The 13,283-nt window shown below is 45.8% G+C and carries 14 protein-coding genes; 7 read left to right on the forward strand and 7 right to left on the reverse strand.

Features of this window, described 5'->3' with window-relative positions; translation table 11 throughout:
* Positions 1 to 83: 83 nt before the first annotated feature.
* Both BMY78_RS27775 and BMY78_RS27780 read right to left on the reverse strand, forming a co-directional pair.
* Positions 84 to 338, reverse strand: coding sequence for a hypothetical protein (locus BMY78_RS27775; RefSeq protein ID WP_024632648.1), 255 nt, complete (start codon positions 336 to 338; stop codon positions 84 to 86).
* Positions 335 to 1,528 carry an NAD(P)/FAD-dependent oxidoreductase gene (locus BMY78_RS27780; protein ID WP_090904512.1) on the reverse strand — a complete coding sequence of 398 codons (1,194 nt, stop codon included), beginning with the start codon at positions 1,526 to 1,528 and terminating at the stop codon, positions 335 to 337. The genes BMY78_RS27775 and BMY78_RS27780 overlap by 4 nt, the downstream gene beginning before the upstream one ends.
* 535 nt (positions 1,529 to 2,063) lie before the next feature.
* Here BMY78_RS27780 and BMY78_RS27785 point away from each other — a divergent pair.
* Together BMY78_RS27785 and BMY78_RS32670 are read left to right on the forward strand one after the other, a co-directional pair.
* Positions 2,064 to 3,038 (forward strand): NAD(P)/FAD-dependent oxidoreductase, encoded by a 975-nt coding sequence (locus tag BMY78_RS27785; RefSeq protein ID WP_211754064.1) that lies wholly within the window; start codon positions 2,064 to 2,066, stop codon positions 3,036 to 3,038.
* Between the two features lie 84 nt (positions 3,039 to 3,122).
* The gene (locus BMY78_RS32670; protein WP_143067092.1) at positions 3,123 to 3,374 is read left to right on the forward strand and encodes a hypothetical protein; all 252 of its coding nucleotides are present in this window, start codon (positions 3,123 to 3,125) and stop codon (positions 3,372 to 3,374) included.
* Between the two features lie 21 nt (positions 3,375 to 3,395).
* Here the strand turns inward: BMY78_RS32670 and BMY78_RS27790 are convergent, their stop codons facing one another.
* Both BMY78_RS27790 and BMY78_RS27795 read right to left on the reverse strand, forming a co-directional pair.
* Positions 3,396 to 3,539: a sporulation histidine kinase inhibitor Sda gene (locus BMY78_RS27790; protein WP_017692430.1), complete on the reverse strand. Its 144-nt coding sequence runs from the start codon at positions 3,537 to 3,539 to the stop codon at positions 3,396 to 3,398.
* A gap of 356 nt (positions 3,540 to 3,895) precedes the next feature.
* Complete coding sequence (locus tag BMY78_RS27795; protein WP_090904513.1) at positions 3,896 to 4,555, reverse strand: YheC/YheD family protein; 660 nt, start codon at positions 4,553 to 4,555, stop codon at positions 3,896 to 3,898.
* 236 nt (positions 4,556 to 4,791) lie between these two features.
* On the opposite strand from BMY78_RS27795, the gene BMY78_RS27800 reads away from it, so the two are divergent.
* Positions 4,792 to 5,046 carry a hypothetical protein gene (locus BMY78_RS27800; RefSeq protein ID WP_090904514.1) on the forward strand — a complete coding sequence of 85 codons (255 nt, stop codon included), beginning with the start codon at positions 4,792 to 4,794 and terminating at the stop codon, positions 5,044 to 5,046.
* Positions 5,047 to 5,072: 26 nt separating this feature from the next.
* Complete coding sequence (locus tag BMY78_RS27805; RefSeq protein WP_090904515.1) at positions 5,073 to 6,599, forward strand: Ppx/GppA phosphatase family protein; 1,527 nt, start codon at positions 5,073 to 5,075, stop codon at positions 6,597 to 6,599.
* Here BMY78_RS27805 and ppk1 read toward each other — a convergent pair.
* The gene (gene ppk1, locus BMY78_RS27810; protein ID WP_090904516.1) at positions 6,559 to 8,640 is read right to left on the reverse strand and encodes a polyphosphate kinase 1; all 2,082 of its coding nucleotides are present in this window, start codon (positions 8,638 to 8,640) and stop codon (positions 6,559 to 6,561) included. The genes BMY78_RS27805 and ppk1 overlap by 41 nt on opposite strands.
* Before the next feature lie 437 nt (positions 8,641 to 9,077).
* On the opposite strand from ppk1, the gene BMY78_RS27815 reads away from it, so the two are divergent.
* The 3 genes from BMY78_RS27815 to BMY78_RS27825 all read left to right on the forward strand — a co-directional run bounded on the left by BMY78_RS27815 (position 9,078) and on the right by BMY78_RS27825 (position 11,689).
* On the forward strand, positions 9,078 to 9,305 hold the full coding sequence (locus BMY78_RS27815) for a hypothetical protein (protein ID WP_072735535.1): 228 nt from the start codon (positions 9,078 to 9,080) through the stop codon (positions 9,303 to 9,305).
* 347 nt (positions 9,306 to 9,652) lie between these two features.
* Positions 9,653 to 10,702, forward strand: coding sequence for a glycoside hydrolase family 53 protein (locus BMY78_RS27820; protein ID WP_090904517.1), 1,050 nt, complete (start codon positions 9,653 to 9,655; stop codon positions 10,700 to 10,702).
* 477 nt (positions 10,703 to 11,179) lie between these two features.
* The gene (locus BMY78_RS27825) at positions 11,180 to 11,689 is read left to right on the forward strand and encodes a hypothetical protein (RefSeq protein ID WP_090904518.1); all 510 of its coding nucleotides are present in this window, start codon (positions 11,180 to 11,182) and stop codon (positions 11,687 to 11,689) included.
* 95 nt (positions 11,690 to 11,784) lie between these two features.
* Here BMY78_RS27825 and BMY78_RS27830 read toward each other — a convergent pair whose 3' ends face one another.
* The gene (locus BMY78_RS27830; protein WP_090904519.1) at positions 11,785 to 12,426 is read right to left on the reverse strand and encodes an NAD(P)-dependent oxidoreductase; all 642 of its coding nucleotides are present in this window, start codon (positions 12,424 to 12,426) and stop codon (positions 11,785 to 11,787) included.
* Between the two features lie 216 nt (positions 12,427 to 12,642).
* Entirely contained in the window at positions 12,643 to 12,999 is a 357-nt protein-coding gene (locus BMY78_RS27835; protein ID WP_064635713.1) for a HesB/IscA family protein, read from the reverse strand.
* Positions 13,000 to 13,283: the final 284 nt, after the last annotated feature.

Consider the following 13,283-nt stretch of genomic DNA (forward strand, 5'->3'; position numbering starts at 1 on the left):
GTGGTGCTTTTACTTTTTCGAATGAATATGAAATGTTCAATCATAAATGGATGACTCGGGTTCTTTTGAATAAACGTGATTGCTTAATCCTGATCCTCTTCATCAACCGCTTTCAGAGACTCCAAAAACTCAGCTGTTGCCCGGTCACGGTCACGTCCCTTCTCCTTAAGCCGCTCAATAGCAGGCAAAATGAGAATATCCACTTCCTTCTGAACGATATAAGCCAGATCATACTGATCCTGTTCCTCCAGATAACCGCCAACCTGCATCAGGGCGTTGTACCGATCCAGTTCTTCGCGTGTGAGTAGTCCTCTGACCTGAACACTGCAATGTCTCATCCAAAAAACCGCCCTTTCTTCAGTACCAAGGGAATGCCACCGATGATAAACAAGTACCGGAGATCCACCAGCTTTTTCAGCTGAGCCGCCTTCCATCCCTTGTATTTCTTGCCGCCTACGACAGCGATAGCTTCGCCTTTCCCCAGTGACGCAACTGTACCTTTACTTGTAAACACAAAAGGCTGTGGCTGCTTTTTACGGATGGCAGCGACAACGTTTTTGGCGCAGTTAACACCTTGCTGCATCGCGATCTGAGCTGTAGGTGGATATGGGCGCCCTTCGTTGTTGAACACCAGTGAATTGTCACCGATGACATAGACATGCTCATGCCCTGGGGCACGAAGGAATTCATCAACCTTCACCCGCCCACGCATCACTTCAAGGCCTGCCTGCTCAAGCAGAGCATTCCCCCGAATACCGCCGGTCCATACGACCGTTGCTGCATCGATTTTTTCTCCTTCGCCCACAATGACTCCGTCTGGCAGACATTGCTTGATCGGAACACCGATTTTGAAAGTAACACCTTTTTTCTTCAGCACGTTCATTGCATGCTCAACCAGTTCCGGATCAAAGCCCGGCAGAGCTGAAGGCGCTGCTTCCACATTATAGATGTGCACATTTTTGGGATTCACGTCGAATTCCTTGCATAGCTGAGGAATGCGATCCGCAAGTTCAGCCACGAATTCGACACCACTGAAGCCAGCCCCACCCACAACAAAACGAATTCGGTTACGTTTATTATCGTTTTTGTACATGGCAAACTGATATTCGATATGCTCGCGAATCATTCTGACCGAGTTAATGCTGCGAATGGTCATGGCATGATCGAGCATGCCTGGAATACCGAAGGTCTCCGGTTCTCCACCCAATCCAATAATCAGATAATCATAAGATAACGTGCCATCCTCCAGAATAATCTTCCGATCCTGCAGGCGGATCTCCTTCACCGAAGATTTGACCAGATCAATCTTGAACTCGTCAATCAGCTTCGAAATCGGGACCCTTGCATGTTCAATGGTATCTGTGCCGGCAGCCGGCATATGTAGATGTGTAGTGATATAATGATAATCATGCCGGTTCACCAATGTGACATCGGCCTCGTTATAGTTCAATTCCTTCTGCAGCCGCTGGGCTGTCAGAATCCCGCCATAGCCCGCGCCGAGGATGACGATTTTGGGAATACTGCTCATGTCTATACCCCTTCCGGTTTCATTGCATCAGCCATTCGATAGTTTTGTTGTAAAAAGGCTCTTACTTACCCATATTGATGAGGTCTTATCCATTATGACGACAAATGTTAACTTCGCGAATTTATTTGAACTTTTTGCATGCAAGTTATCGATTAAAATTGTGAAATTATACACAAGATTCAACAAAACGCGGGTATTGTCTTCACATTACAAATTGAGGCTAAATTAGACAAAAAAACACATAGTACAGGTCAAGGATATCTGTATTTCTGGCAAAGATCAAGGTTTTTTTTGTTATTTTTCATAACCTTTCATTTCCAATTTCATCCTATTCTCACCTGATCTTCATCTATTGTTCCCAGATTCATCAAACTGCCAACTTTGCAACCCAGTTTACACCGTTTATAATGAGAAAGACAGTTCAGCAACAAACGCTGGTTACCATACGTACCCGGCTTTATTATTTCTGTTACCTACCTATTAAAAATAAGAAAGGTGTTGTTGATTCTTGACTGCACAAACTGCCGGTCATGACATGACCGATTTACTTATTATTGGTGGCGGCCCTGCGGGTCTGTTCGCCGCGTTTTACGGAGGGATGCGTCAGGCATCTGTTACGCTGGTTGAAAGTATGCCACAACTTGGTGGACAACTTGCCGCCCTCTATCCCGAAAAATTCATCTATGATGTAGCCGGGTTCCCAAAAGTTACTGCTCAGGAGCTGGTGAATAATCTGGTGGAGCAAATGAGCCATTTTAACCCGAACATCCGTCTTGAGGAAAAGGTTGTATCGGTTGAGAAATTAGAAGAACGTCACTTCGTCGTTAAAACTGATGTGAATGAATATCACGCCAAAGCCGTAATTATCACTGCAGGTGTGGGTGCATTTGAACCCCGTCGTCTGGAGCTTGAGGGTGCGGCCAAATTCGAAAAAACCAATCTGCACTACTTCATCAGTGACCTGAACGCCTTTGCCGGCAAAAAAGTACTGATCAGCGGTGGCGGTGACTCCGCTGTAGACTGGGCGCTTATGCTCGAGCCGATCGCTGAGCAAGTAACCCTGATCCATCGCCGCGACAAATTCCGCGCGCATGAGCACAGTGTCGAAAACCTGATGAATTCCAAGGTAAACATCGTTACACCTACCGAAATTACGGAACTTCACGGTGAAGACAGCATTACCAAGGTTACTTTGGCTCACGTCAAAACGAAGGAAACACAGGAAATTGAAGTCGATGATGTAATCGTCAATTTCGGCTTTGTCTCTTCCCTGGGACCTATCGCAGAATGGGGCATCGAAATTGATAGCAATTCCATCGTAGTCGATTCCCGCATGGAAACTTCCATTCCGGGTATCTATGCTGCCGGAGATATTACAACTTATCCAGGCAAGCTGAAGCTGATTGCTGTCGGATTTGGTGAAGCACCAACCGCAGTTAACAATGCCAAGGTTTACTTCGACCCAGACGCCAAGTTGTCCCCGGGACACAGCAGTAACATGAAGCGCTAATTCCTTATGGAATGATATAGAACATAAAAGACACAAAAAAGGGTATCTTACTCCTGAATGAATTCAATATCAGGAGGGATACCCTTGTCTTATATATGCCCGCTGTGTAACGGTCTGGTTGTACCGGAGCAGGCTTGTCCCCACTGCCTTCAGGGACTGTCAGAATGCGGCAAATTGGACGATTACACCGGACCGTACAGCCCCTACGTCATTCACACTTCCTCTGACATGGCAGACGAAGCCGAAAACGTTTGCAATCATATGATGTACTGTCACCAATGTCAGACAAGCACGCTATGGCCTGTCAATCTATGGGACATGTCCGGAAACCTGTAACATTGCCTGCAATGAGGATCTCTAGTGAAGAATGGCAGATACGTCGGTACCCAGTTTGCGCTTATGGATTTCTGCCAACAGCAGTGCGATGAAATCTCGTTCGAGATTCAACTCAATCGCCTTATGGTAGGAATCCAACAACATCTCATCGGATAACATAGCCATTTCCCGCCACAACCTTTCCTTTTTTTTCCTCAAAACTATCATATCAGAGATTTATAAAGAGAACAAGCGTTCTTGTTATCCACAATGTCATGTGGAAATCCTGTGTATAGTTTGTTGATAAATGGTAAAAATGTTGATTGATCAACGTGGATAGTGTGGACAGTATTTATACACAGGACCGCAGCCTATCGAACAGAACGATTATCAGAGCATTTTTTTTAGAATAAATTCATAGTTTCAAGAGTTGATGCGAGTAAATTACCCTTAATTGTTAAAATTCAAACGTTTTTCATTCTAGTTTCCTACTATATTAGTATCGGATTTTCTTTGGATTTTTTTAGATTTTTGAACCATTTTCATTGCGGTCTGGTGTTCACTTCCAAAATCCATATTTTCCCTGAATAATCCAGTCCATAATCGAAACCAAGCTGCCCCACACCCGGGAACTGACGTTCCATGATATTCGTACAGGTGAGTGTCAGTGAACGCATCTCGCGACGTTTATGTTTTCCTGAAATATGAGGTAGGGACAGAGCGAGCGCTCTCCTACCGGACAGCATCGTTCCTCCTTTGCTAAGATTGGTCACGACCAGCCCTGGACGAGCGAGCCGTCCCACCATAGAACGGAATACCCAGCCTCTTTCCGTCTTGACGACTTTGACTCTGTAATCGACAGGTCTGCCTTGAATGGTCGCCAAATGAATGCCTTGCTGAATCAGGTATCTCCGTCTGGCTTTTACACGGATTAGGGAGCGGTACATCTGATTAAACTGAGTAAAAGAACGGGTTATTTTCATATGGGTGTACCGATAGGTTCCTCCGCTTGCTGATACTCTAATGACACCGTAACCACCACCACCGACAACAGGTTTGATATACACCATTCCATGATGACTAAGCATGTTTAGCAGATTCCCCGAGTTGAACGCCTTCGTCTGTGGAATGTGGACAGCAGCTACCGGGTATTTCAACAGCGCCGCTGTCTTCAGCCATTTGCTTGCAAGCTGTCTCGACATGGGTTGATCTCCTTTCGTGAACAATAGTCCTTCCTTATACATACTCAACAGAAGCCGTGCTTTCTTGGATGTCTGTCCAAGGCTGGGGCCCCTTTTCCGTTGATATAGTCCATCAGCTTGGTTCAAGGCCGGAACAGGCGCCTGGTTTGCTTTTCAAACGCATCAATCTATCGTATGCTACTAAGGAATGGTTTGGAGAGGCTTAAATATGAGGATCTAAGGAGCGTTCAGAAGACATGGAATCATTTTTTAAATCACTGTACGGCGTAGCCTATTTTGCAATTTCTATCGTTCTGGTAGCCATTACGGTACTTCTATTCGTTACAGGTATTCGACTGTTTATGAAGAAAAGCAATCGCGGTTTTGCTGTAAGTTGTATTCTGTTTGCTTGTTTTATCGTCTTCATCATTGTGGTCATGCTGACCACGCCCTTCTCCTCGACGCCTCCGGGTTCACCGGAAGCCATGGCTGCCTTGCTGAAAATCGGGTAGATTAACCTCTGTAGAAGGAGATTCTTATGACACATAACGAAATACTCGGAATTATCGATATCGGCTCCAATTCCATTCGTCTGGTTATTTATGAACTCGATCAGGATGGAGCCTACCGTATCATTCATGAAGACAAATATGCCGCTCGTCTAAGCAATGTGGTTGAACAAGACGGAACCATCCTGCGACATTCACTGGACAAGGCCATTACGATTTTGCGACAATTCAGGGCTACTTGCGAAGCTTATCAAACCAAGCTTATCCGCGCTGCAGCGACGGCTGCCATTCGGAATGCAGGCAATGCTCCAGAAATTATAGGTTGGTTGGAAGCTGAAACGGGACTTACTATCGAATGTGTATCCGGTGATCAGGAAGCCTATTACGGTTTCCTTGGTGTCACCCAATCGATTGATCTCGCGGATGGTTATGTCGTGGATATTGGCGGCGGCAGTACCGAGATCACTGTATTCCGTAATCGAACAAGACTGCACAGCATCTCTCTGCCTATCGGTGCGGTTAACTCACATGCCCGTTATGGTGGGGAAGATCAGTGGACTGAAGCAAATGCGGCTGCGCTATGTAATGAAGTTATACAGGCATTGAGCGGTCTGGATTGGATCAGACAACATCCCGGACTACCTCTTATTGGACTTGGGGGCACCATGCGTACACTGGCCAAAATTGAGCAGAAGAGAACGCAATACTCATTACCGGTTACGCATCATTATGAAATCGGTGCAGAAGAGATGGAAAATATTGCTCGTTCTTTGCCACATCTAACCTCGGCACAGCGCAAGAAAGTACCCGGACTGGCTAAGGATCGTGCCGACATTATTGTTCCAGGTGTACTCATATTGCGGACGGTCTTCCGAATCATCCAGGGGGATCGTTATGTCGTGAGCGGAGCGGGATTACGGGATGGTTTGCTAAGGGATCTCCTGGCTGAAGGTAAGCCGGTCGTGCCAGATGCGCTGCGGGACAGCATTCGCAACTTCATTCATTTTGGCCCACCCATTCCGGAGAAACGCCTGAATCGGATTCACCATGATGCGCTCACCCTGTATACTGCCCTGCAAGGTAGTGCTCCCGATCCAGCAGATGCCCGGATTCTGTACACGGTCTCCATGCTGCACATGGCTGGAAAACAGATTAACTACTTCCGGTATCCCCAGCACTCGGCCTATTGGATCATGAATGCAAGCATCTACGGACTATCTCACCGGGAGACCATCCTGAGTGCCATTGCAGCCGATTATCATCCCAAAAAAAGAACGCCCCAGCTGCTGCATAAGCACAGGGACATTCTCAAGGATTCGGACGAACGGCATGCCCATCGCTTAGGCTCTCTGCTGCGCGTGACTGAAGCGATTAATCGTTCTGAAAGTATTACCGCTATAAAGGCAACAAAAGAAAACGACTCGCTGCAGATGCAATTCATCTGTACAGCCGAGCCGTTACTGGAACTCAGTGGCCTTGACGATGCCGTCAAGGATTTACAGGAAGCTTGGGGAGTTACGTTAACGCACTCCATTCAGCAGGCTTCCAAGGGATAATGCCCATCGCCTCCGTCTGACTTCTCAGCGGGGGCTTTTCATTTTGTACAAAAACATAATTGCCGCCAGGCATGAGCTCTCTGGCCTTCACATTATCCATGAGCGACAGATTCAATATGTCGACCAGCATCTTTTTCAGCTCCGGATCAAACACGGGACACATCAGTTCTATTCTTCGCTTCAAATTCCGGGTCATCCAGTCTGCGCTGGACAGATACACATCCGGGTTCCCGCTATTTTCAAAATAAAACAGTCTGGAGTGTTCCAGAAACCGATCCACGATGCTGATCACCCGAATATTCTCACTAAGTCCCTCTACCCCCGGACGCAAGCAGCATACACCGCGCACGATCAGATCGATCTGCACTCCAGCTTGAGATGCCAGATACAATTCATCAATGATATCCTGATGGGATAAGGAATTGATTTTGGCAATAATTCTGGACGGTCTTCCCTTGAAGGCATGTTCCCTTTCCCGACGAATGAGCGCGAACAGTTCATCCTTCATGCCGTCAGGGGCGACGCGGAATGCCTGCAACGCTTTGGGTCCTGAATATCCGGTAATCTCATTAAACAATTCCGATGCGTCCTCACCAATGATGGGATTGGAGGTAAACAGTCCTACATCGGTGTACACTTTGGCTGTACTTTCATTATAGTTACCTGTTCCAACATGCACGTACCTTCTCAGACCACTCTGTTCCCTGCGTACGACGAGAATAATCTTGGCATGGGTCTTTAAGCCGACCAATCCATATACGACATGACAACCTGCCTTCTCCAGCGTGCGGGCCCATGCAATATTCCGCTCTTCATCAAATCTGGCTTTTAATTCAACAACAACCGTTACCTGTTTGCCGCTCTCGGCTGCATGAGCCAGTGCAGGGATCAGACGGGAATCCCCATTCACCCGATATAACGTCATTTTGATCGCCATCACGCGTGGATCTTCCGAAGCTTCCACAATAAAGTCCGTTACCGGTTCGAACGATTCGTATGGATGATGCACGAGCACGTCCCGTTTACGCAGCAGTTCGAAGTGACTTTCCCGAGGAAGAAACTCCAGTGGATACACAGGCTGCACCGGACTATATTTCAGATGAGAGAAGCCATCCAAACTATCTACAAACCCGGCCAGAAAGCTCAAATCCAGCGGTCCATCGATCTCGTACACAGGGTCTTGAATATCGAACTCTTCCTGCAGCTCCAGCAACGCATCCGGGCGAAAATCCTTGCAAATTTCCAGTCGTACTGGTGCTCCCCGGCGTCTGCGCCGCAGCTCCTTCTCGATCGCCTCAAGTAAATCCTCGGCTTCTTCTTCATTAATGGAAAGATCCGCATTGCGGGTCACCCTGAATTCCTGAACAGCCAGCGGCACATATCCGCTGAATAAGGTATGAATATGATGTTTGATGAGATCTTCGATCAAAATGAACGTTTTCTTTTTACTATTCGCCCTTAAAGGCACCTGAACCACGCGCGGCAGATTAGAGGGAACCTGAACAATAGCCAAAAATGGCTCGCCCTCCTGCTCTTCTTCCTTCTGCAGCATCACGGAAAGATATACAGACTTATTGTGTACCAGTGGGAATGGCCGGCTCGAATCGATCGCCATCGGTGTTAATACCGGAAAAATGATATCATGAAAATACTGGTCCATTGCTCGCTGTTGCGTCATATTCAGATCGGTATATTCCTGAAAATGCACGCCTTTCTTGGCGAGAAGACGAATGAGCTCCCGATAGGTTTTATATTGCTCGGCGACCATGGTCCCCGTTCGTTTAATCAATCTGCGGTACAACCCGGAAGGGGTGTAGCCCGTAAAATCCTTTTGCGTAAATCCAGCCTTGATCTTCTCTTTCGTCTCCGCTACCCTTACACTTACGAACTCGTCCAGATTACTGGCAACAATACCAAGAAACCTCATGCGTTCCAGCAGAGGTGTCGTTGGATCTTGAGCCTCCTGGAGCACACGACGATTGAATTCCACCCAACTTAAATCACGGTTAACGTAGTTACCTGTTTTGACATCTCTATGCATGTATGGCCTCCGAATTTGTTACATATCTATTCTTGGTTAGATAAATTGAACTAAAGAGTATTTACACTTTCCACTCCGATGACAGAACAACCTTCCGATCGCTGTTATCCCCAGATTTTTTTATTTCCTTTTTCAATGGAGAAAATCCGGGGATAAAGGCGAACGCTTTGCTTCTACAGGTTTTTTCTGTCCTCTCCGTTCTCGTGTAAATGTTTAGTTCAATTTTTTATAGATGCTAATATAATTGTACTATTCGTGATTGGCTACAAGCGTCAGCGTAGTGTAAACGCTATGTAAAATTTATGTAAATGATACCTCATGCCGATAACTTTTTCCATCCCTTTACAAAGAGCAGGAGACAGAGTAAAGTGATCTACAGTGTAAAATGTCCGGTTACTGTCCACATTCTAAAATTGTTTTTGTTAAAGGAGTATATAATGAAATCGAACAAACCTAGAACGTTACAAAAAAATATAGAGTTTTTCACAGCTGCACTATCCCAATGCACAGTAACTGCATGGCAGGAAGATCCGGCTGGCGTATATTGTGAAGTGGGTCGTGGCATCGTAGAGCAGATCAGCGAAGACAGCGTGAGAATTCGCAACGATAACGGTACGAAGAGCCATTATGACCGGGATATCACGATGTTCCAAACCGAAAAATAATTTTGCGTAAATATAAAAAAAAGACTAGCTTTCCGGAAAAGAGTGTTGTATACTCTTGCCACAAGGAAAGGAGGTGCGTCAACATATCTAATCACATGTTGAACGTGTCCCTTACCCGATCCACTAGCTCAAAATAAACTGATTCTGGTGGAGGCGCGGGATACGGATCAAGGTTTCAAAAAGCGCCACGGGTAGAAAAGCCGTCTTCGGACGGCTTTTTGTTTTGTCTTTTTTCGGGAGAGGTTGAAAAAACAACCAAAATATTGGAAATGAACCCTGTAGCTGTGCAAACAATACTCGCTATAATTAGGTTGCAACTCAACCCATATTCGAGGAGGCATATTGTAATGTTCAAAAATGTAAGGGGTTTCAAAACATCCATCGCTCTGGTCTTTGTTTTGTTATTCACCTCCATTATGCTGCCCGCAGGTCAGCATGCCAGTGCAGCACCGAGCTTCGCCAAAGGAGCCGATATCAGTTGGGTGCCCGGGATGGAAGCGCAAGGCTACAAATGGAAAGACAAAAACGGCGTGCAGCGTGATATTATTGATATTTTGAAAAATGATTACCAGATCAATTCCGTTCGTATTCGTGTCTTTGTTAATCCTTCGAATGATTATGGAAACGGTTACATGAACAAAGATCGTGCAGCTGCTCTGGCCCTGCGTGCCAAAAATGCAGGCATGAGTGTCATGCTGACCCTGCACTACAGCGATTCCTGGGCTGACCCGGGTCAACAAACGAAACCTGCGGCCTGGAAAAACTACACGTTCCAGCAGCTGATGGACGCTGTATGGAATCACACGCGTGAAGTTATGATGGCCATGCAGAGCAAAGGTGTAACCCCGGACTGGGTACAAATCGGTAACGAAACAAGCAACGGTATGTTATGGGAAGACGGAAAAGCATCCACCAACATGAAAAATTATGCATGGCTGGTGAACACGGGCCACAATGCCGTGAAGTCCATCAGCACCAACACCAAAACAATCGTTCACTTGGCGGGCGGAGATGATAATGCCCTCTTTGTATGGAATATCGGTGGACTGATCAATAACGGTGCCAACTTTGACATGATTGCCATGTCCCTCTATCCTTCCGCTTCCGGCTGGAACACCGCTGTCACCAATGCTGTGAACAACGCCAAGGATCTGATCAACCGGTATGGTAAGGAAATTATCGTTTCTGAAATAGGCATGGATAATAATCAGGCAGCGGCAGGCAAAAGCTTCGTTGCGTCGATGAAAAACCAAATCCGCAACCTGCCTAATGGCAAAGGTAAAGGTGTATTCTACTGGGAGCCTCAGGCTACACCAGGTTATAACGGCGGGTACGGCAAAGGCGCATGGCAGTCGAATATGATGCCAACGGCAGTAATGGAAGGATTTATCGACTAAACACGGGAATAAGTGACTGGTGAGCAGCAGGTGGCCGTTACGGTTACGGATCGTTCTTTCGATCACTGTTATCCCCCGATTTTTTGAATGTCCTATTCCATAGGACAAAATCCGGGGATAAAGGCGAACGCTACCGCTTCTTCAGAATCGATTCCGTTCCCTTCACTACGTTGGCTGCTTATGAGACACTTCTAAAATGTGTTAAGTAGGAATTTGGGGTAGTAAAAAGAAAAAGCGCTACTTCCGTTGGGGAGTAGCGCCTTTTTTTGATAGTTGTAGTGAGTTTGTATGGGTAGTTGCGTTAAGCTAGTTCAGTTCGGCTAGATAGGTTAGATCGAATTCGTTGGATTGGTTTCTGTTAACTAGGAACGCTTGATGAATCTGAACGTAAATAGTCTTATCGCTCATATACTTATATAATTAAGATAAAAGATTCAGACAGCACATGTGCAACCTTATTTCAAAGGTGGGGAATATATGGGATTTTTAAAAGAATTGGGTCAGTTTGCTGGAGAAGTTACCGGAAAAGTACTTGGCGGCACCGTACGAGTGGCCGGAGAACTTACTGGGAGTCCATTCATTAAAAAAATTGGTAATGGTGTAGAAAAAGCTACGATTAATACAGGGAAAACGGTAGGACAACTTGCTAGCGGTACATATGATATGGCGAGTGGTGTGATCAGAAAAGACAATACAACGTTAGATGCGGGACTTGCCGATATTGGAGGAGCTGTTTCTAATACAGCTAAAGGCGTAGTTTTATCAGCTAAGTATGTGTATAACGGTGGCAAAGATGTGGTTGTTGGCATGAAAGATGAGGATATGGAGAGAGTAAAGCTCGGGGCCAAGAATCTAATTGCCGCTGCCGCAGTCACTACATTGGCTGTAGGACTCGTTGAGGTTGTAGAAGGTGTTGAAAGTATCGAGTCGGCAGAGTCCGTAGAATTGATAGCAAATCCAAATATAGATGATGTTACACCTCACTAGCTTCGAAAATTATTGAACTACAACTTCATAAGAAAAAATGGACGCTAATCATCATTATGATTGGCGTCCATTTTTCATCTTTCAGTTCAATTCAATTACTTCACTTCGCCTACAACCGTAAAGCGTTCGTTCTGATGCTGCGGGTTCTCGATCTCATCAATCAAAGCGATGGCATAGTCAGCATAGCTGATGTAGCTGTTGCCTTCACTGTTCATCAGAATCTGATCTTTACCCGATTGATATTTGCCTGTGCGTACACCCTCTGGATTAAAAAATCCCGCCGGGCTAAGGAACGTCCACTGGATACCTGAAGAAGCTTGCAGATCCTGCAAGTTTTTACCCTGGTTGGTTGCTGTTGCTTTGTATGCATCAGGGAATCCTGGAGAATCGACTACTCGCAATGTTTTTGTTTCATCCGTGAACAGACTGCCTGCACCACCAACAACGATCAGACGAGTATTCGGCGCCTCTTTCAGAATGTTAATCAAGGCTTGTCCTGCCTCTACATGCAGATTCTCTTTCCCGGCAGGTGCACCGAATGCATTAACGATCACGTCGAATGATTTGGCATCCTCTGCCGTGAGGTCGAATACATCCTTTTCAAGTACATTCAGACTTTTATCTTCTACCTTAGATGCATTACGAACGATTGCTGTCACTTCATGCCCTCTATCCAACGCTTCTTTCAAAATCAAATTACCTGCTTTGCCTGTCGCGCCAATGATTCCAATCTTCATCATAATCTCTCCTTTGTGATTAGGCTCTGTTAAATTTCATAATGTAACTATATTAGTTACAACATAAATTGTCAACTTCACCTCTCTATAAAAAGCGTCCAGGTTCCCCCTTAATATGAACAACCAAAGTACATACCAAACCACCACGCAAAAAAAGACCTCCATAACGTAATTAGTACAAGACTAATCCGCTATAGAGGTCGCGATTCACAACTATTAACAATCTTTATCCGGTACGCCTGCTTCTTCTCTCGTACGGAAGGATGAACCACAGCCGCATGTTGCTACTGCGTTCGGGTTATGAATGGTGAAACCGCCGGACATACCGGATTCTTCAAAATCAATTTCCAGTCCATTCAAATACTTCAGGTTTTCCTTCTCTACAACAACCTTCATATTCTGAATATCCATATAGAGGTCCTCATCGGACTCTTTATCGTCAAAGCCCATGGCGTACGAAAATCCGGTACAACCGCCCGGTGCTACGCCCAGACGCAAGAACATACCAGGTGTCTCTTGCTGTGCAAGCATTTCTTTCAATCTGTCTGCAGCTGTTTCGCTGATGCTAATCATGCCAGGTCACTCTCCTTTTTCATATAAAATCATGTTCAAAAAGGGCGCTTTTCAGTACCAAGAAGATGGGATGAAGATAGAAATGGAGTAGCGGAGCGTAGGCAAAACTACGTGAGCAACGGACATTTCGGCTGAATCCCATATTCGACGCTGAGATGCCGCTAGGCATCCTTCGTAATCAAAAGCGTATTTTTGAACAACCTTTCGTTAACTCTTCTTTAAATTATACTCCACCCCGTCAAGGGGCTCAAGTCATCTTTGCCTGTTTCCGCGTTCCCCCTTAA

Source organism: Paenibacillus sp. OK076 (assembly GCF_900110055.1).
Taxonomy (GTDB): Bacteria; Bacillota; Bacilli; order Paenibacillales; family Paenibacillaceae; genus Paenibacillus.

Coding starts and splice junctions, on each gene's coding strand:
- BMY78_RS27835 (WP_064635713.1), bottom strand. CDS start 12,999: ATGATTAGCATCAGCGAAACAGCTGCAGACAGATTGAAAGAAATGCTT.
- BMY78_RS27785 (WP_211754064.1), top strand. CDS start 2,064: ATGACCGATTTACTTATTATTGGTGGCGGCCCTGCGGGTCTGTTCGCC.
- ppk1 (WP_090904516.1), bottom strand. CDS start 8,640: ATGCATAGAGATGTCAAAACAGGTAACTACGTTAACCGTGATTTAAGT.
- BMY78_RS27805 (WP_090904515.1), top strand. CDS start 5,073: ATGACACATAACGAAATACTCGGAATTATCGATATCGGCTCCAATTCC.
- BMY78_RS27830 (WP_090904519.1), bottom strand. CDS start 12,426: ATGAAGATTGGAATCATTGGCGCGACAGGCAAAGCAGGTAATTTGATT.
- BMY78_RS27795 (WP_090904513.1), bottom strand. CDS start 4,555: ATGTCGAGACAGCTTGCAAGCAAATGGCTGAAGACAGCGGCGCTGTTG.
- BMY78_RS27825 (WP_090904518.1), top strand. CDS start 11,180: ATGGGATTTTTAAAAGAATTGGGTCAGTTTGCTGGAGAAGTTACCGGA.
- BMY78_RS27775 (WP_024632648.1), bottom strand. CDS start 338: ATGAGACATTGCAGTGTTCAGGTCAGAGGACTACTCACACGCGAAGAA.
- BMY78_RS27780 (WP_090904512.1), bottom strand. CDS start 1,528: ATGAGCAGTATTCCCAAAATCGTCATCCTCGGCGCGGGCTATGGCGGG.
- BMY78_RS27815 (WP_072735535.1), top strand. CDS start 9,078: ATGAAATCGAACAAACCTAGAACGTTACAAAAAAATATAGAGTTTTTC.
- BMY78_RS27820 (WP_090904517.1), top strand. CDS start 9,653: ATGTTCAAAAATGTAAGGGGTTTCAAAACATCCATCGCTCTGGTCTTT.
- BMY78_RS27790 (WP_017692430.1), bottom strand. CDS start 3,539: ATGGCTATGTTATCCGATGAGATGTTGTTGGATTCCTACCATAAGGCG.
- BMY78_RS27800 (WP_090904514.1), top strand. CDS start 4,792: ATGGAATCATTTTTTAAATCACTGTACGGCGTAGCCTATTTTGCAATT.